The organism is Levilinea saccharolytica, assembly GCF_001306035.1.
In the GTDB taxonomy this organism is placed as follows: Bacteria; Chloroflexota; Anaerolineae; order Anaerolineales; family Anaerolineaceae; genus Levilinea; species Levilinea saccharolytica.
This window is the reverse complement of record NZ_LGCM01000039.1, coordinates 153,942-172,531: the sequence shown is the minus strand read 5'-3', so window position 1 is coordinate 172,531 and position 18,590 is coordinate 153,942. Positions and strand designations below refer to the sequence as shown.

At 63.1% G+C, this 18,590-nt stretch carries 13 protein-coding genes; 6 read left to right on the top strand and 7 right to left on the bottom strand.

The window, feature by feature from the left end; genetic code table 11:
- Positions 1–31 precede the first annotated feature (31 nt).
- A complete protein-coding gene (locus tag ADN01_RS11630) occupies positions 32–3,892 on the bottom strand; it encodes a DNA polymerase III subunit alpha (RefSeq protein ID WP_075071153.1) in 3,861 nt (1,286 codons plus the stop codon).
- A gap of 191 nt (positions 3,893–4,083) precedes the next feature.
- Between ADN01_RS11630 and ADN01_RS11625 the strand changes: the two genes are divergently transcribed.
- Complete coding sequence (locus tag ADN01_RS11625) at positions 4,084–6,300, top strand: ArnT family glycosyltransferase (RefSeq protein ID WP_062417640.1); 2,217 nt, start codon at positions 4,084–4,086, stop codon at positions 6,298–6,300.
- A gap of 14 nt (positions 6,301–6,314) precedes the next feature.
- On the opposite strand, the gene ADN01_RS11620 is transcribed toward ADN01_RS11625, so the two are convergent.
- Positions 6,315–7,118, bottom strand: a complete 804-nt coding sequence (locus ADN01_RS11620) for a hypothetical protein (protein ID WP_062417641.1) — start codon at positions 7,116–7,118, stop codon at positions 6,315–6,317.
- A gap of 80 nt (positions 7,119–7,198) precedes the next feature.
- Between ADN01_RS11620 and ADN01_RS11615 the strand changes: the two genes are divergently transcribed.
- Positions 7,199–9,094, top strand: a complete 1,896-nt coding sequence (locus ADN01_RS11615; RefSeq protein WP_075071152.1) for a S9 family peptidase — start codon at positions 7,199–7,201, stop codon at positions 9,092–9,094.
- A gap of 14 nt (positions 9,095–9,108) precedes the next feature.
- Here the strand turns inward: ADN01_RS11615 and miaB are convergent, their stop codons facing one another.
- Positions 9,109–10,422 carry a tRNA (N6-isopentenyl adenosine(37)-C2)-methylthiotransferase MiaB gene (miaB, locus tag ADN01_RS11610; RefSeq protein WP_062417643.1) on the bottom strand — a complete coding sequence of 438 codons (1,314 nt, stop codon included), beginning with the start codon at positions 10,420–10,422 and terminating at the stop codon, positions 9,109–9,111.
- A gap of 124 nt (positions 10,423–10,546) precedes the next feature.
- Here miaB and ADN01_RS11605 point away from each other — a divergent pair, with 124 nt between their 5' ends.
- Together ADN01_RS11605 and ADN01_RS11600 are read left to right on the top strand one after the other, a co-directional pair.
- Positions 10,547–11,287 (top strand): uracil-DNA glycosylase, encoded by a 741-nt coding sequence (locus tag ADN01_RS11605; RefSeq protein ID WP_062417644.1) that lies wholly within the window; start codon positions 10,547–10,549, stop codon positions 11,285–11,287.
- Positions 11,277–12,443, top strand: a complete 1,167-nt coding sequence (locus ADN01_RS11600; RefSeq protein WP_062417645.1) for a DUF362 domain-containing protein — start codon at positions 11,277–11,279, stop codon at positions 12,441–12,443. The genes ADN01_RS11605 and ADN01_RS11600 overlap by 11 nt, the downstream gene beginning before the upstream one ends.
- A gap of 66 nt (positions 12,444–12,509) precedes the next feature.
- Here the strand turns inward: ADN01_RS11600 and ADN01_RS11595 are convergent, their stop codons facing one another.
- Positions 12,510–13,265 carry a class I SAM-dependent DNA methyltransferase gene (locus ADN01_RS11595; protein WP_062417646.1) on the bottom strand — a complete coding sequence of 252 codons (756 nt, stop codon included), beginning with the start codon at positions 13,263–13,265 and terminating at the stop codon, positions 12,510–12,512.
- A gap of 252 nt (positions 13,266–13,517) precedes the next feature.
- Here ADN01_RS11595 and ADN01_RS11590 point away from each other — a divergent pair, with 252 nt between their 5' ends.
- The gene (locus ADN01_RS11590) at positions 13,518–14,282 is read left to right on the top strand and encodes an alpha/beta fold hydrolase (protein WP_062417647.1); all 765 of its coding nucleotides are present in this window, start codon (positions 13,518–13,520) and stop codon (positions 14,280–14,282) included.
- On the top strand, positions 14,279–15,253 hold the full coding sequence (locus ADN01_RS11585) for an alpha/beta fold hydrolase (RefSeq protein WP_201778675.1): 975 nt from the start codon (positions 14,279–14,281) through the stop codon (positions 15,251–15,253). The genes ADN01_RS11590 and ADN01_RS11585 overlap by 4 nt, the downstream gene beginning before the upstream one ends.
- Before the next feature lie 30 nt (positions 15,254–15,283).
- Here the strand turns inward: ADN01_RS11585 and ADN01_RS11580 are convergent, their stop codons facing one another.
- The 3 genes from ADN01_RS11580 to ADN01_RS11570 all read right to left on the bottom strand — a co-directional run bounded on the left by ADN01_RS11580 (position 15,284) and on the right by ADN01_RS11570 (position 18,508).
- The gene (locus ADN01_RS11580; RefSeq protein WP_062417648.1) at positions 15,284–16,687 is read right to left on the bottom strand and encodes an ATP-binding protein; all 1,404 of its coding nucleotides are present in this window, start codon (positions 16,685–16,687) and stop codon (positions 15,284–15,286) included.
- Positions 16,688–16,913: 226 nt separating this feature from the next.
- A complete protein-coding gene (locus ADN01_RS11575) occupies positions 16,914–17,801 on the bottom strand; it encodes a DMT family transporter (RefSeq protein WP_075071151.1) in 888 nt (295 codons plus the stop codon).
- A complete protein-coding gene (locus ADN01_RS11570; RefSeq protein WP_062417651.1) occupies positions 17,798–18,508 on the bottom strand; it encodes a class I SAM-dependent methyltransferase in 711 nt (236 codons plus the stop codon). The genes ADN01_RS11575 and ADN01_RS11570 overlap by 4 nt, the downstream gene beginning before the upstream one ends.
- Between the last annotated feature and the right edge of the window lie 82 nt (positions 18,509–18,590).

Below are 18,590 nucleotides of genomic sequence, written 5' to 3'. Positions count from 1 at the left end.
CCATACACACACTCACATTCTATAAGATCTTTTATTGGATTTTAATCGTCTCGACGCGCACGTTCTCATCGCCGATCTTGGCGCGGAGTTTGGATAAGAGTTCGGGCGTGAGGCAAGTCGATTCATTGGGGAATTCTATGACGTAATAATGGCTGCCTTCAAACACCATGAAGGCGAAGCGGTCTTTTCCGGCATAGGAGCGCAGCAAGCCGTAAAGCACTTTCAGGCGGCGCACGTCGCGGTCTTTGCTGCCGCAGGGGCGCATCACCAGGGTGACCATCTGCGGGGGCTGGTCGCTGGCGGGCTTTTCCGTTGGGCGGGGGATGGGGGCCAGAGAGGCCGGCGGGGGGATATAGGCCGGGGCAGCCGCCACCGGCAGCGGGGCCGCGGCGGGCTTGACCGGCGGCGCAGGCTCCTCGGCGGGTGGGGGTGGGGGTACTTGGGGGGCTGCGGCCTGGAAAGCGGCCGGTTCCAGCAGGTGCCAGTCGTCCGGTTCGGGCGGGGGCGGCACGTCCCAATCCTCATCTGCGGGCGGTGGGGCGGCAGGCGCGGGCGCGGATGCTCGCGGGGGTGCAGCCTGATAGGGGGCCGGGGATTCGTTCAGCGCGCCGCCGCTGTCCTCGTCGTCAAAATCCGCGCTCCACCCGTTGGGGAAGAAGGTGAAAGGCTGGGCCTCCACGGCCTGATCCGCGCTGAGGATTTCAGCGGCCATCTCGTTCACGATCACTTTGGGGTCGCCGCTCTGGTGATCCACACGGCCTTTGACCACCACCACCTGATCAATCACCGCCAGGCGGCCAAACGACTCCCAGGGTTTGGCAAACAGCACCAGTTCCACGCTGCCCTGGGTGTCTTCGATGGTGATGAAACCCATCGGCTTGCCTTTGCGGTCTTGATGGCGGCGGAAACGGGTGATCATGCCGGCCACGATGACGTTATCGTTGTCTTCAGCCTCGCTCAGCTGGCTGCTGAGGTGGGTGATCTTGCGCTGTAAGGTGGGCATGTAGGGGTTGAGAGGGTGGTCGCTGACATACAGGCCGATCAGCTCTCGCTCCCATTCCAATTGCTCGCGTCGGTTGACCACCGCGGCTTCTTTCAGGTGGATCTCTTCTTCGATGCCGGTTTCGGCGCCAAAGAAGCTCAGTTGGCCGCTTTGGGCGGCGCGGAAATGGCTGGCGCTGATGGCGATGATTTGATCCAGGTTGTCCAGCAGGGTGCGGCGTTGACCGAAGTGGTCGAGGGCGCCCACTTTGATGAGAAATTCCAGGGCCCGCCGTCCCACGGCGTGCAGATCTACGCGTTTGGCCAGGTCGTTCAGATCGCGGAAGTGGCCTTTTTCGCGGCGGGCCGCGAGGATCAGTTCGACTGCTGCCTGGCCGACGTTCTTGACCGCCCCCAAACCAAAACGGATGGCGGGGGGCTGGTCGCTGCGGTCTTCAATGCTGAAATCCCAATCGCTGGCGTTCAGGTCCGGCGGCAGAACCTCCAGACCCATAGAACGGCAGTCGGTGATGTAGAAAGCCACCTTGTCGGTGTCGTTTTTGGAGGCCGAGAGCAGGGCGGTCATGTATTCGACGGTGTAATGCGTCTTGAGATAACCGGTCTGCACGGCGATGACGCCGTAATCGGCGGCGTGGGATTTGTTAAAGCCGTAGCGGGCGAAGTTTTCCCACTCTTCAAAAATCTCTTTGGCCTTCTCGGCCGAGATGCCGCGCTCCTGGGCTCCGGCGATGAACTTCTCGCGGTGCTGCATGAGCACGTCGGCTTTTTTCTTGGAAATGGCTTTGCGCAGTTCGTCGGCTTCGGAGGCGGTGTACCCGGCCAGATCCATGGCCGCGAACATGATTTGTTCCTGGTAAATGGGGATGCCGTAGGTTTCTTCGAAGATGGCCTGCAGGGCTGGGTGGAGGTACTTCACCTGCTCCTCGCCGTGCATGCGGCGGATGTAGCTGGGGATGAAATCCATAGGCCCCGGGCGGAAGAGGGCCACCATGGCGATGACATGCGCCAGGTTCTTGGGCTGCATCTGCACCACGTTGCGGGTCATGCCGGTGCTTTCCAGTTGGAAGACGCCCGCGGTGTGCCCCTGGCTTAAGAAGGCGAAGGTGTCGGCGTCGTCAATGGGGATATTATCCAGGTTGAAGCGCACATTGTGGCGGGCGGCGATCAGGTCGCAGGCGCGCTGCATGATGGTGAGCGAAGCCAGGCCTAAGAAGTCCACCTTGAGCAGGCCCAGGTAGTCCACGATGTTCATTTCAAACTGCGCCACGGATTTGATGGGGCTGTCTTCGGAGCCGCTGGTGGGGCGGTGCAGGGGGGCGTAGGCGGTGATGGGCTTGTCGGTGATGATCACCCCGGCGGCGTGGGTGCCGGCGTTGCGCACCACCCCTTCCATCAGGGCGGCGGTGCTGACCAGCTCGCGGATGTATTCGGCCTGCTCGCAGGCGGCCTTCAGCTCGGGGATCTGCTCGACGGCCTCGCTGATTTTCATGGCCTTGCTGGGGATGTTGGGCAGCATCTTGGCGATGCGGTCCACCTCAGAGAGGGGCACATCCATCACCCGGCCCACGTCGCGGATGGCGGCGCGCGCCCCCAGGGTGCTGAAGGTGATGATTTGGGCGACCTTGTCGTCACCGTAGCGGCGGGCGCAGTATTCCATCATCTGGGCGCGCTTGTCATCTTGAAAATCCAGGTCAATATCCGGCATGGAGATACGGCCGGGGTTCAAGAAGCGTTCGAAAATCAGCTTGTGTTCCAGCGGCTCCACCAGGGTGATATCCAGGGCGTAGGCCACCAGGGAACCGGCGGCGGAACCGCGGGCGTTATACCAGATGCCCGTTTCGCGCGCGTGGCGGCAAAGATCCCACACGATGAGGAAGTAGGCGTCAAAGCCCATCTGATGGATGACGCCCAGCTCGTACTCCAGGCGTTCGCGCACGCGGGGGTCCTGAGCATGCTCGCCGTAGCGGCGCTGCACGCCCTCTTCGCACAGGCGGCGCAGGTAGGTCTCGGCGCTGCCGTATTCTTCCGGCACGTCAAACATGGGCAGGTGGTAGCCGGTTTTGCTCAAGTCCACATTGCACTGTTCGGCCACCAGAAGGGTGTTGCTGATGGCATCGGGCACTTCGTGAAAGAGCGAACGCATCTCCTCCGGCGAGCGCAGGTAGTACGAATCGTCGTTCATGCGCATGCGGTTGGGATCGGAGAGGAGTGCGCCGGTCTGGATGGCCAGGAGGATATCCTGCAGGCGGGCGTCTTCACGCCGCACGTAATGGGCGTCGTTGGTGGCCAGATAGCGGGCGTTATAGCGGCTGCGCCAATCCAGCAGGGTGCGGTTGATCTGGCGCAGCTCGGGGATGTTGTGCTCCTGAAGCTCCAGGAAGAAGCGCTCGGGGCCGAAGACCTCATAGTACCAGTCCAACATGCGCTGGGCTTTTTCCAGATCGCCTTCGCGGATGGCGCGCGGCACCTCGGCGGACATGCAGCCGCTGGTGGCGATGATCCCTTCGCTGTGGGCGGCCAGAAAGTCGTGGTCAATGCGCGGGTGGAAGTAGTAGCCTTCCAACTGGGCCGCGCTGGCAATTTGGAGCAGGTTCAGGTAGCCGGTTTGGTTTTGGGCCAGCAGCAGCAAATGGGAAGAGGTTTTATCCAGGCGGTAGTCGCGGTCTGCCATGCCGCGCGCGGCCATGTAAGATTCCACCCCGATGATGGGCTTGATCCCGGCGGCTTTGGCGGCGTTGAAGAACTCGACCACGCCGAACATGGTGCCGTGATCGGTGAGGGCCACAGCGGGCATGCCCAATTCTTTGGCATGGCTGACCAGATGCTTCAGTTTGCTGAAGCCGTCCAGCAGCGAGTATTCAGAATGCACATGCAGGTGGACAAAGGACATATGCGCGCGGTTCCATTCCCAAAACGTTAAACGGCCCTATTGTACTTCAAACCCGGCGGAGAATCAAAAAATGGCCAGAATCATTATAGCATGGGCGGCCCCCTCAGGCTCGTTTTTTAATCTTCGGTTTGGGTGCGGCCTGGGCCGTGCAGAAATCCGCATCTTTTAAGGGTTCGCGTATAATTAAGCGCATGAGCCTTGAACCTCCCCGCGCCGATGTGCCCGAGAACGCCGAACCGTTGCAGGTGGAGGTGGAGATCGCCGCGGGGGAACGGGTGGAGATTCTGGTGGGTCCTGAACCCGGCCCCAACAGCGTGCGCATTCGCCGCCAGGCGGCGCGCACCGCCGGGCGGCTGGCTGGGTTGCGGGCAGCCTGGGCACGCTGGAATGTGTACCGCCTGCCCTACCGTGAGAAAGCGCTCTTTCGCCTGGGGCTGGGGTTCTGCGCCCTGATGCTGCTGCTGTTTTTGCCCAGTTTTCCGGTCAGTTTCACCGCCGTGGAGGCTTTGCCCAGCCTTTCGGCGGAGTATCTGTTAAAATCGGGCCTGCGCGGACCGGAGGGAGATTTTTTGCCGGCCTTCTTCCGTGTGGACGGGCAGTACACGCTGGGGTTGGGGGCCTATTTACAGTTCCTGGCGGTCTTTTTGTTGGGAAAATCGGTGTTTCTGGCGCGCGCGTTGACCGCGCTGGTGAGCCTGGCAGGGGCGGCGGCGCTGAGCTGGGCCTGGCGGGATGCGCTGCATGTGCGCACCTGGTGGCTGATCCCCTGGCTGCTGGCGGTGACCCCGGCCTGGTTCCTGCATTCGCGGGCGGCCTGGCCCTACGCGCTGGCAGCCTCGGCCTTTGGCCTGGTCTTGTGGGCCGGGATGCGCGCCCTGAACGGGGGACGCTGGGCCTACTGGGGTGCGCTGGCGGCGGCCGGGCTGGGGGTGTACGCCTACCCTCCAGCGGTGGTGCCGTTGGGACTGCTGGCCGCAGCCGTGACCCTGCTGGCGGCGCGGCGCCTGCCGCGGCGCGGGCTGACTCTGGCGGTGGGGGCCGGACTGGCGGCGGCCATGGCGCTGCCCTATGTGCGCTTTGCCCTCGCCCACCCGGATGAAGCCTTGCAGCCGCTGCAGTTGGCCTCTTTTTGGCTGGACCCTGAGCTGAGCCTGGGCGGGCGGCTGGAGGGGCTGGGGGCGGCCGTGCTGAGCGGGCTGAACCCCTGGTTCTGGTTCTCGCCCACCCAAAGCGGCCCGCTGCTGCAAAGAATGTTGGGGTATGCGCCCGTGCCGCTGGCGTTCCTGCCGTTTTTCCTGCTGGGGGCGGGTCGTTTGCTGCGCGGCCCGTGGACGGCCGAGCGCGGGTTGGCGGCTGCGGCGCTGTTGGCCAGCCCGGGGGCGGCCTGGGTGACGGGGGCATCTGTGGGCGCGCTGCTGCCGGCAGCGGCGGCGGGCGTGGGCGTCACCGCGCTGGGCCTGGGGATGACCTTTGACTTTTTGGAACGCTACCGTCCGTTTAACCGCCCGCTGTTGGCGGCGCTGACGGCGGTCATTTTGACCGCCAGCGGAACGGTGATGCTTTCGGACGCGGTGACCCGCGGGCCGCTGTGGTTCCGCGATTACGGCCTGGGCGGCCTGCAGTACGGCGCGCGCCAGCTTTTCCCTCTGGTGGCTGAGGCACAGCGCGCCACCGCCAGCCGCAGTTTGACCATATCCCCGCAGTGGGCCGCGCAGGTGGATGTGCTCAGCCAGTTTTTCCTGGATCAGCCGGAGGTTGAGGTGCGTATTGCCGGGCCGGAATGGGGCACGCAGCGCATTGAGCCCGCCCTGGGCGAAACGCTGTGGGTGAGCACCGCGGCCGAATTTGAGACCCTGCGCGAAAGCCAACTGTTCAACGAGCCGCAGGTGGCCGCCCGCCTGGATTACCCCGACGGTTCGCCCGGCTTTGTGCTGGCGCGCTGGAGCTACCGCGCGGATATTGAGGCGGTGATGGCTGCGCGGCGCTACGCGCTGTTTGAGCCGGTGAGCGAATCGCTGACGGTGGGCGGGCAGACGCTGGAGATCACCCACCCGCCGCTGTTGGAACCGCTGGGGAATGTGTTTGACGGGGATGTGAATACGCTGACCAAGACCGGCGGGGCCAACCCGTTGGTGCTGCAAATTCACTTCAGCACACCGCGCCGCCTGAGCGGGGTGCGGCTGGCGGTGGGGGCTGAGCGCGTGAACCTGAGCGCGGCGGTGTACCCCGCGGCGGGGGGCGAGGCGCTAAGCTTTGCGGTGGACGGGGCGCAGACGGACGGCAACAAGAGCCTCACGCTGGAATTCCCCGGCGGCATCCTGGCCGAGCGCCTGGATCTGGCGCTGAACGACGTGGACGCCGCCGAGGTGTCCAATGTCCACCTGTGGGAGGTGGAGTTTTTGCCGTAGAGCCGAGCAGGGGGCTATTCGCGCCGCAGCAGTTCAATGCCCTGAGTCAGCAGGCCCGCCTGGGCGATGAACAGCCAGACCAGCAGGCCGGTGAGCACCCAGGTGACGGCACGCACGCCGCCGGGCAGGGCGGTTTGCAGCTCATCGAGCTGTTTCTGCGTGTCGCTGACGATGCTTTGATACTGCGCCACCACACCCTGAGCGCTGTTCAGGCTGGCTTCGATCCCTTCCACACTTTTGCCCAATTCTGACACGTTGCTTTTCAGGCTTTCAAAGCTCACGGCGGTGTTTTCGAAGCCTTTCTGCACGTTCTGCAGGGAGGTGGGCATGGGTTCCAGGCTGGCGGAGACGTCCTGAATGCTGGCCTGCAGAGGCTGTTCGGGCTTGTAACGCGCGCCGATGAGGGGGAAGGCCGAAACCACGGCCAGGGTGTCATCCACCAGGCGCGCGCCCGCCCCCACCGCCAGCAGGGAACTTTGCGTGTCGCGGATGACCTGCACCAGATCCACGCCCACGGTGGTGCCCACCGTGCGGGTGACGGCGGCCGTGCCTTCCAGCGAGTCGGCCACGTTATCCACAGCGGATTTCATCAGCACCACGTTTTTCTCCACCTGCTCCAGTGAGCCGTCCACCACCACCAGCAGTTCGGCGGTGGCCTGGGCGCTGCGCTGCAGCAGATCCACACTGCTTTGCAGCTGCGCGGTGACTTTGGGCTGCACCCGCCACAGCCCCACCAGCCCGGTCAGGCTGACCGCCAGGCCCAGGATGGTGGCGATGATGAGGGCGACGCCGGTGATGCGGTATACAGTTTTGCGCATGATGACCTCCAGGGTTTTGACTTACTTTGCTACCATTGTACCGGAAGAAGGGAAAGCTGATACAATCGGCGGGGGTTCTGATGCACATATTTTCGGACTATCTCTCACAAGTGTTAGCCCTTCCGTCTATCCGGCGCGCTCTGCTGTCGCCGGACGGGCGTTGGGTGGCTTTTGAATGGCTGCGGCGGCATGAAAACCAGGATGTGTTTGTGGTTGCGGCGGACGGCAGCCAGCCGCCGCGCCCGCTGACGCATACGCCGGAGGCCACCCTGCTGGCCAGTTGGAGCCCCGATTCGCGGGCGGTGCTGGTGGCCGAAGACCGGGCGGGGGATGAACGCCGCAGCCTGTACCGCGTGTATTTAAACAAGCCGCAGCGCCTGGAGCCGCTGACCGAGCCGCACCCGCCGTATTTTCTACGCGGCGGGGCGTTGAGCGCGGACGGACGCTATTTGTTTTATTCGGCCAATTACGATTTTGAGCGAGAAGAAGCTCTGGACAGGGCCTGGGTGTTTCGCCACGACCTGCACACCGGCAAACGTGAAGTTCTGGCGCGCCCGCACCGCGCCATGTGGATCGAGCCGACCCCCAACGCCCAGGGCACGCATGTGCTCTACCCGCTGCGCGAGCGGCATGTGGCCGGGCGCCAGTTTATGCTTCACGATCTGCGTTCCGGCGAGGTGCGCGAGGTTGCCAACTTCGGCGAGGATGTGAAGACCTTTGCACGCTGGATGCCCGATGGGCGGCGGATTTTGATCCAATCTGAGGCTCGCCCTGGGGATCCCCGGCGCTATACGCGCCTGGCGGTCTGGGACCTGCAGACCGAGGAACTGCGTTGGTGGGTGGACGATCCGCAGCGTAACATCGAAAGCGCCTGGGCTTCGCCGGACGGGCTGGTGGTGATCAACGATGTGCGCCAGTCGGTGCGCTGCCCTTCGTTTTTGGATCTGGACAGCGGGGAGGAACAGACCCTGCCGCGGCTGGAAGGCAACTGGCTGGCTTTGGGGCGGGCGGCGCACGGGGCCTGGGTGGGGGTGCAGTACGCGGCCCACCTGCCGGATCAACTGGTGCAGCTTTGCGAAACGCCGGGCCAGCCGCCGCGGGCCGCGCCGCTGAGCGACCCGTGGGAGCGCAGCGCCCTGCGCAGCGCGGAGCTGACCCGCGCCGAAGATTTTCGCTTTGCCTCCAGCGACGGCCTGGAGATTCAGGGCTGGCTGCTGCGGGCGGCGCCTAACCGCCGCCGGGCTATTCTGCGCGTGCACGGCGGGCCTTCGATGTACATGGAAGACCGGCTGACGGCCGAGCTGCAATATTACGCCCGCTGCGGCTTCAACGTGCTGGCGGTCAATTACCGCGGCAGCACCGGCTTTGGGGTGGACTTTCGCGACCGCATTAAAGAGGACGGTTGGGGGGGGCGGGAGCAGGAGGATCTGGCCTGCGCGGCGCGGGCGCTGATGGCCGCGGGGCTGGCCGAGCCGGGGCGGGTGGGTGTGACGGGCACCTCCTTTGGCGGCTATTCGGCCTGGCATCTGGCGACCCACTACGGCCCTGAGGTGATTGGGGCGGCGGCGCCCATCTGCGGGATGACCGATCTGGTGGTGGATTACGAAACCACCCGCCCGGATCTGCGCCCGCTGACGGCTGAGATGATGGGCGGCACGCCGGAGCAAGTGCCCCAGCGCTATGCGGAACGTTCCCCGATCCATTTTGTCGAGCGCATCCGCGTGCCGCTCCTGATTGTACAGGGGGCGCACGATCCGAATGTGCCGCCGGAGCATGTGCGCCAGGTGACGGGGCGGCTGCGGGCCTGCGGCGTGCCGTTTGAAGTGTTGGAATTTGCGGATGAGGGCCACGGCATTTACAAACCCGCCAATCTGCGCATCCTGGCTGAGCGGCTGGCGGCATTCTTTGATCAGGCGCTGGGGGAGGGAAGCAAAAACCCGCTGGAAAATAACGATCCAGCGGGCGAGAACGGGTAGGGCAGGGGGGCGGCTCAGGCCAGCTCGCCGATCATCGACCAGGGGCCCGTCCAGTTAATCTTCACCGGCCGCACCTGGGCGCGCAAATCTTCATCGGTTTCCACAAAGACCAGTTTGTTGGTGGGGGTGCGCCCGCGCCAGCGTTTTTTCACTTTTTCTTCAAACAAGACCGGCGTTTCCGTGCCCAGATAGCGGGCGTGGATTTCGGCGGCGATGCCTTCCTGCAAATTTTCCAGGGCGCGGAAGCGCCGCCATTTCTCTTCGTCGGGCACGTCATCGGCCATGCGCCGCGCCGAAACCGTGCCTTCACGCGGGGAATAGCGCGCCAGGTGGGCGACATCCAGCTTCAGATCGGCCAGCAGGTCGTAGGTGTTCTGGAATTGCGCCTCGGTTTCGCCGGGGAAGCCGACGATGATGTCTGTGGCGATGGACACGCCCGGAATGCGCGCGCGGATGTTTTCCACCAGGCGGCGGTAGGCTTCCACGCTGTAGCCGCGCTTCATGTTGGCCAGAACCTCATCATCCCCGGCCTGACAGGGCACTTCAATGTGGGGCATGACCTTGGGCAGGGAGGCCACCGCGTCCAGCAGGGCGTCATTCATCCAGTTGGGGTGCGAGGTGAGAAAACGGATGCGCTCCAGCCCGTCCAGGGCGCTGAGGCGGGTGAGCATGCCCGCCAGGGTGGGGTAGGCGGGTTCATCTTTGCCGTAGCGGTCCACAATTTGCCCCAGCAGGGTGATTTCGCGCACACCCTGGGCCGTCAGGGCGCGCGCCTCGCCGATGATTTCTTCGGGCGGGCGGGATTTTTCCACCCCGCGGCGGTAGGGGATGATGCAGTAGGTGCAGGCGTGGGAGCAGCCGTACACCACGGGGATATAGGCCGAAACCAACTGCCCGCGCTCATGCACCGGCAGGGTCAGTTCTTCGTCCTGTAAGGCAAAGCGGCCTTCCACCTCGGCCAGACTTTCCTCGCGCCCGTCGCGCTGGTTTAAGAAGGCCACCAGGGGGCGGGGGTCGGAGGGCGGTGAAAACACGTCTACATAGGGGAAGCGCTTTTGCAGGCGCTCGGTGCTGCGCACGCCCACCAGGCAGCCCATCAGGTTGATCACCAGATGGGGATTGCGTTTTTTCAGCGGCTGGAGGGAGCTGAGGCGGCCGTAGGCCTTATCCTCGGCGCTCTGGCGCACCACGCAGGTGTTGAGGATGATCACGTCGGCTTCTGCCGCGCGCTCGGTCATCTGGTAGCCCATGTGCTCCAGCGCAGAGCCGACCCGTTGGGAGTCGGCCACGTTCATTTGACAACCTTCGGTCCAGATGTGGTATTTCATGCCCCCGATTATATCAGGAATTTTTGGATCTATTCACCCTGAAATAGTCTGAATTGACGCGCCCGAAGCGGGCGCAGAAAATCTGGTAAAATAGGTCTTATCCCTCCGATGGAGCAATCAACGCTTGAACGCAGCCCCTCCCACATCCTCTCTGGCCGCCCTGGAAGCCGAAATTGAAGCTTGCCGCCTGTGCCCGCGCCTGGTGAGTTGGCGCGAGGAAGTGGCGCGGGTGAAGCGGCGCGCCTTTCGCGAGGAAGCCTATTGGGGGCGGGGGGTGCCCGGCTTTGGCGACCCGCAGGCGCAGCTGCTGATTGTAGGGCTGGCCCCAGGGGCGCACGGCTCCAACCGCACCGGGCGCATGTTCACCGGGGACGCCTCGGGTGAGTTTCTCTACGGGGCCTTGCACCGGGCGGGCCTTGCCAACCAGCCCACTTCGCTGGGCCGCGGGGACGGGCTTACGCTGCGCGGGGCTTTCATCACCGCGGTGGCGCGCTGTGCGCCGCCGGATAACAAGCCCACCCCCGAAGAGATCCGCACCTGTCTGCCCTATCTGCGGGCAGAGATGGGGCTGCTGCGCCGGGTGTGCGGGATTGTGGCCCTGGGCAAGATCGCCTTTGATCATGTGGTGGATATGCTGCGCCAGGATGGGCTGCCGCTCTCAGGAGCGGCGTTTGGCCACGGGGTATTTTATGATGCGCCTGCTGGGTTCCCCTGGCTGCTGGCTTCGTATCACCCCAGCCGACAGAACACGCAGACGGGGCGCTTGACCCGCGATATGTTTGATTCTATTTGGCTGCGCGCCCGTGCGCTGCTGCCAGAACCACCGCCGGTTGAAACTATTCAGGAGAAAAAAGATGACCAGTAACGTATATTGGGGTTCGCCTCGCCAGGCGCGCTTAGACGCCGCAGAGACTCTGCCCGCCAAGCTGGACCTCATCCTGGACGCGCTGCATTTACGCGACCGGGTGAAAGATGAGCTGGTGGCGATTAAGATGCACGTGGGCAATAATTTGAGTTATTCGGTGATCCATCCGGTGTTTGTGCGCAAGGTGGTGCAGGCGATTAAAGATGGGGGCGGCAAGCCTTTTGTGGTGGATGTGGATTGGGACGCCTCCGGCGCCGAAAAGCGCGGCTACGCCAGCGAGACGATCGGCTGCCCGGTGTACCCCGTGGGCGGGCTGAAGGATAATTATTACGTCTCCTATTTCCATGAGTACAAGAACATGAAGGAATGGAAGCTGGGCGGCATGATTCAGGATGCCTCTTTCCTGGTCAACTTTGCGCATGTCAAGGGTCATCCCAGCTGCTCCTTTGGGGCGGCGTTTAAGAATCTGGCCCTGGGCTGCATGGTGGGCGGCACGCGCGGCCTGATGCACGACACCCACCACGTGGATCCGTACTGGTTCCCCGAGCTGTGCCCCGACGCCGAAACGCGCCAACGCATCATCGACTCCTGCCCGCACGGGGCGATTGTGGAAGACCGCCATGCGCCGGGGAATCTGCATTTGCACTATGAACCCTGCAATCAGTGCGGACGGTGTTTGAAGGTGGCCCCGGAGGGCAGTTGGAAGATTAACCCGGCCAACTTCTGGACCTTCCAGGAGGCTATGGCGATTTCCACCAGCATTGTGCTGGGCACCTTTGACCCCGGCAAGGCCGTTCACCTCAACCTGGCCACCCACATGACGCCGGTGTGCGACTGCTTTGGCTTCACCAGCATGCCCATCCTGCCGGATGCGGGAATTTTCGGCTCAGACGACATTGTGGCCCTGGATCAGGCCACGCTGGATGTGATCGCCCAGTCGCGCCTGATCACCGAGAACGTGCCCACCAGCATGGAAGTCATCCCCAACGACGGCCACCCCTTCACCTGGATGCACGGGCCGATGAAAGACCCGTATAAGGTGGTGGAATACGGCGAGGCCCTGGGGTTGGGCTCGCGCCAGTATGAACTGGTGGACGTGCTGCCGGTGGAAGAGAAGAAATTCGCGCCGATGGCCTACATCCACGCCCGTTCGTAGGGTATAAAACGCAAAAAAAGCCCAGAGGCCGCGAAGACCTCTGGGCTTTGGTTTTAAGGAGCAGGCTCAGGCGATTTTGCGCGCCAACCACCACATACGCGGGCTGTCGAGCTGCAGAGGGATGAATTCGCGCAGGTTGCCCAGGGTGGCGGCCACTTCAAAGCCGGCGGCCTCCAGCAAGGCCTGCACCGTGCTGACGGGATAAGCCTTTTCCTGGTGCACCTCTTCCATGCGCTCCCACTGCTCGCCTTTGCGCAGGAAGGCTACAATGCGCACCGAGGCGATCTGTGCCTCGTGGTCGTAGCGGGTCTGGTGGATTTCCATCAGGTCGGGGGTATCCTGACGCACGGCGCTGGGCTGGCGCGGCCAACTGACCGCCAGGCCGTAGACGGTGTTCATGTCGAAGAGGAAATGCCCGCCGGGTTTCAGCGCTCGCGCCACGCCCTGAAAAGCTTTGCCGAGGTCTTCCGCGGTCAACAGATAGTTCAGGCTGTCGTACCAGCAGGTGGCCAGGTCAAATTGACCGGAAAAATCCAGCTCGCGCATGTCCATGCAGGAAAATTCGGCGCTGACGCCGGCTTCCAGGGCGTGGGCGCGGGCCAGATCGAGCATGTCGCAGGATTGATCCACCCCCACCACCTGCCAACCTTGCTGGGCTGCGGCCACAGCGAAACTGCCCTCTCCGCAGGCGATATCCAGCAGGCGGCCGCCTGGGGCAAGGTGATAATGCGTGATGACAGCCGGAAGAAGCTCTGCCATGTTTTGCGAATAGCCGCGGTAGCCGCTGGCATACACTTTGGCAAATTGTTGGTACAGGCTCATGGGTTTCACCTCCTGATGACCGCACTCGACCGCATTTGGCTGCGCGCTTGCCCCCTTTGTTCCGTATTGTACAACAAAACGGCGGCAAGTCCAATGCCTGCGCGCGTATCGACCTGTAGGCATCAGCCTTCCAAGCTGATATCCGCGAGTTCGCCTACCTCCGCCCGTATAGGCTATGGGGGGTTGTGCGCTTGTGGAATGGGGCAGATTCTCCTAGAATCAGATCATCTTTTTGGAAAGGATGCTGCGATCATGAATGGAAAACTTCGCGGGCTGCTGCGCATTTTCGGAAGGGTGCTGGGGTTAGGGCTGCTGGTGGGGGTGTTGGGTTTTGCTTTTTGGGCGGCTACGCCCCTGGGCCCCGATTCCCAGGCCGAGGCCGCGCTGCAAAGCGGGGCGGGGGTGCGCGTAAACGAGGGGGCCAACTGGCTCCTCTTTGCCCCTGAAAGTAACCCTCAACCCGTGGGCTTTATCTTTTACCCTGGCGGGCGCGTGGATTACCGCTCCTATGCGCCGGTGCTGCGCCGCATCGCCGCGGCGGGCTACCCCACCGTGCTGGTGCGCATGCCCCTGTCGCTGGCGGTGACGGCCCCCAACCGCGCGGACGCCGTCTTCCCGGCTTACCCCGAGGTGGGCCAATGGGTGATCGGCGGGCATTCGCTGGGCGGGGCGATGGCGGCCGAATATGTGCTGCAAAACCCGCTGCGGGTGCGCGGCTTGGTGTTCTGGGCGGCGTATCCGGCGGAATCCAGCTCGCTGGCGGATTGGGGCGGGCGGGTGCTTTCGGTGTACGCCTCGGAGGACGGACTGGCCGACCCGCAGACGGTGTTGGGATCGGCGGCGCGCCTGCCGCAGAGCACGCGCTGGGTGGAGATTGTGGGCGGGAACCACGCCCAATTTGGCAGCTACGGCGTTCAGTCGGGGGACGGCACGGCGCAGATTTCGGCAGAGGCGCAGCAGGAACAGGCCGCCCAGGCGGTGATTGACCTGCTGGCGGAGATTGGAGGACAACCGTGAAAGCTTTGAAAATCCTTGGCGGGGTGTTGGCGGCCCTGGCGCTGGTGGTGCTGGTGCTGCCCATGCTGATTCCGCTGCCGCCCTTGGAAGATACCCAACCCGCGGCTGAGCTGGCGGAGGCGGACAGCCGCTTTGTGAACGTGAACGGCATTCAGGTGCATTACAAAGAGGCCGGCCAGGGGCAGCCGGTGGTGATTTTGCTGCACGGCTTTGGGGCCAGCGTGTTCTCGTGGCGTGAGGTGCTGGCCCCGCTGGGCGAGGGGGCGCGGGTGATCGCCTATGACCGCCCGGCCTTTGGCCTGACCCAGCGGCCGATGCCCGGTGAGTGGAGCGGAGAATCGCCCTACAGCCTGACGGCGCAGGTGAGCCTGCTCACCGGCCTGATGGACGCATTGGGGGTGGAAAAGGCCGTGCTGGTGGGCAATTCGGCGGGTGGAACTGTGGCGATGCAGACGGCTTTAAGCGCGCCGCAGCGTGTGGCGGGGCTGGTGTTGGTGGATGCGGCCGTGTACAGCGAGGGCAGCCGCTTTGGCCGGTTGGGGCCGCTGTTGAACTCACCGCAGCTCAACCGCTGGGGGCCAGTGTTTGCCCGCTCTATCGCGGGTGAGCCTGGGGATGTCTTTATCCGCAGCGCCTGGCACGACCCCAGCCTTCTGACACCGGAGATTTTGGAGGGCTACCGCAAGCCTCTGCGCGCGGAAAATTGGGATCGGGCGCTGTGGGAGCTGACCAAGGCCAACGGCCCGCACGGGTTGGCGGGGCGCCTAAGTGAGCTGAGCCTGCCCGTGCTGGTGGTGACGGGCGATGACGACCAGATTATCCCCACGGCCGATAGTCTGCGGCTGGCGGAGGAAATCCCTGGGGCGGGGTTGGCGGTGTTCCCGGCCTGCGGGCATGTGCCCCAGGAGGAATGTCCGCAGGCGTTTTTAGAGGCGGTGCAGCCTTTTGTGGATTCGTTGCGATCTCAATAGACCGAGCCTGTGCCTCTGGGGTTTCACCGATCAGGTTTGGGTTTCTGATCTGACCAGATCGGCTAACTCGAAGAGCATTACATCCGTCCGCGCCTCGGCGGTTTTCATCAGCTGAGGGGTATATCCAGATCGGGAGCACAGGGCAAAACGGATTGGACGGTTTTCCAATTCCGGTCGGACCAGGGTGGATTTTCGTTCCAGCTCTGCCAGAATATCCATCCCGGCTGGTTTGCTCGTCCATTTGCATTCCACCAGGACGGCATCCTTCTCCCCCAATATGACAAGATCAACCTCTTCGTTGGCATTCCACCAACTGCCGACTTTTGTGGGGACAAAGGGCAGTTTCCCGGATAATCCGGCTTGCCAGAACGTTTGCTGGCAAACCTCCTCAAAGGTCAGGCTGGAGAAGTGGTCAATTTCCGGGATCACCTGGTTTTCCAGAACAATTTGCGCCCCGCCGCGTTCAAGCTGTGAGCGGTTTGGGTGAACATAGCGAAACCAAAACCGCAGGTAATGATCTTTCAGGCGGTAAATCCCCCGCCGGCTCTTATGCGGCTGACTTTCCGTCACCGGAACCGTGCGCTCCACCAGGTGAAGCTGCTGCAGGGTATCCAAATAGGCGGTTGCGCCTTCAATGCCCGTGGCCTGTTTGATCTCATTCAAGCGGGTTTTCCCCGCTGCGACGGCCTGCAGAATGGCGAAGTAATTGCGCGGCTCCCGCAGTTCCTGTTGGAGCACGAAGCGCACTTCGTCATACAGAAACGACCCCCGGCTGAGGATGCCGTCCAGGATATTATCGCTCAACGACTGATGCGGTTGAAGGGTGTGCAGATAGGCGGGGGTGCCGCCGTACACCGCATAGGCGCGCACTTGATCGGCGGCATCGAAGGATGGGAAAAATAGGCGGGCATCTTGGAACTGCAACGGTTCCAGCAGGTACTGTGCCGTCCTTCTGCCGTACAGGGGCGACTGATATCCCAAAACGGTGGCTTCCATCATGCCAATGTAAGAGCCGCAAAGAATCAGCATGATCTGGCTGTTTTTCAAGGTCTGGTCCCATACCCGCTGGAGAATGGTGGCAAGCGGGGGGTGGGCCGTCGCCAGGTATGGGAATTCATCCAAGACCACCACCAGCCGCTCGTTTTGTGCGGCCTGGGCGAGGGCATGGAACAAATCTTCCCAGGTGGCGTACACGGCATTCATCTGGTTGGGGCCAAATAAGACTGTATTGACCGCAGCAGACAGCGCCGTCCGAAGGGAGATCTCTGAGCCCAGGTCTGAGACGAAGAATATCGCCCGTTTATCCTCGCAAAAACGGGCCAGCAATTCAGTTTTGCCAACCCGTCGGCGGCCGTAGAGGACAAAGAACTCAGCTTTCCCGGAGGCATAGCGTTTTTTTAATAATTCGAGTTCTGAAACGCGGTTCACAAACATGGATGCCTCCATTCCAAAGGTGAAACCCTCATAAAGAAATCTAAATTATGATAATCATAATTATCTTATGGATTATAGCACATACCGCTTCCATTCCTTCAGCCCAATTTATTAAAAAGCAGCGATTCACCGGGGGTGTGCCTTCCCTGATCTTCGCGGGACGGAAACGGGATTGCGATTAAAAAGAAACCGGCACGGGCTGTGCTTCTGCCTGTGCCGGTGGGTTTTAAGCGGGTGGAGTGCTTTCGGCGGGGGCGGGGGTGGGGCTGCCCACCTGCGCCAGGAGGATGGCGCCCATGATGAAGACGCAGCCGACCAACTGGAAGGGGGTCAGCCGTTCGCTAAGAATGAGGAAGCCAAACAGGGCGGCGAAGACGGCTTCGGTGCTGAGGATGATGGCGGCATCCGTGGGCGGGGCATGGCGCTGGGCCATGACCTGCAGGGTGAAGCCGACGGCGATGGAGAAGATGCCCGTGTAGAGGATGGGGCCAAAGGCAGGGAGGAGGCCGCCCAACTGACCGCGTTCGATGAACAGGCTGATGACCAGGTTGAGGGCGGCGGCCACGCCGTACTGCCCCACGGCAAAGGGGATCACCGGCAGGGATTCGGCCGCCCGCCCGACTATGATCACGTGTAAGGCCCAGAAAACAGCCCCCACCAGCACCAGCGCATCCCCCGCATTGGGGACGAAACGTCCGGCGGTGCTGAGCAGATAGATGCCCACCACCGAGAGACCCGCGGCGGCCCACACCGCCGGTGCAATGCGGCGGCGCCACACCAGGCTGAGCAGCATGGGGGTGAAGACCACGTACAGGCCGGTGAGAAAACCGGCGTTCCCAGCGGTGGTGGTGGAAACGCCCGCCTGCTGAAAGGCGCTGGCGGCAAACAGCATAGTCCCGGCGGCGGCGGTGAGCCCCCATTGGCTTTTGCGCAGCCCGCCCGCTCGCAAGGCGAAGGGCAGCAGCAGCAGCGCCCCCAAAGCTAACCGGGCGGCGTTGAACATAAAGGGGCCGAGATGTTCGCTGGCCATCCGCTGGGCAGAGAAGCCTCCGCCCCACACAGCGGCCACCAGCAGCAGAATCAGATCAGCTTTCAGGCGGGTACTGATCTTCATAGCGGCTTCTGTCCCAGCCACAACCCGCGGCCGGTGATGCCCTGCGGCTCGAAGGCGGCTGTCAGGCCGGCCTTTTCAAAGGCGGCGCGCATTTCGGCTTCTTCGGTCAGGCGCAGTTCCAGCGCCTCGCGGCGGTACTGGGTTTCCTGGGGGGTGGCGATGAGGTAATGGAAATCCAGCACGGTGATGCGCTCGTTGACCGGGGGCAGGCTGGTGTTCATGCGCACCAGTTTGGCTTCGCCCAGCTCGGCGGTGACCATGTGGGCGCGGCCGGGGTGCCAATCGGCAGGGCGGAACCAGGGCTCCACCGCCAAGACCCCGCCGGGGCGCAGGTGGCGGGCCATATTGGCCACGGCTTTCTCCAGATCTTCCTGGGTGAGCATGTGGCCGATGGCGCTGAACAGGCAGGAGACGACATCAAAGCTTTCGGGCAGGCTGAAGGTGCGCATATCGCCCTGATAAAACGACAGCCCAGGGCAGCGTTGGCGGGCGGCGGCCAGCAGGCCTTCTTCCAGGTCGAGGCCGGAGCAGGTGAAATCATCGGCCAGGTATTGGATGTGTTTGCCCGTGCCGCAGGCCACATCCAGCCAGCGTTTGCCGCTGCTGTGCAGGTGGGGCTGAACAAGCTGGACGAGGGTTTGAGCCTCTGCGGCGTAATCTTTGAAAGAATAGAATGCGTCGTAATACTGTACCCAGGTGGGGTCCATAGGTTACCTCGCGGGGGGATGGGATGGTGTCTTCATTTTACCCGAAAACCAAAAACTCCCTGGGCTGCAAGGGCCGCAAGGA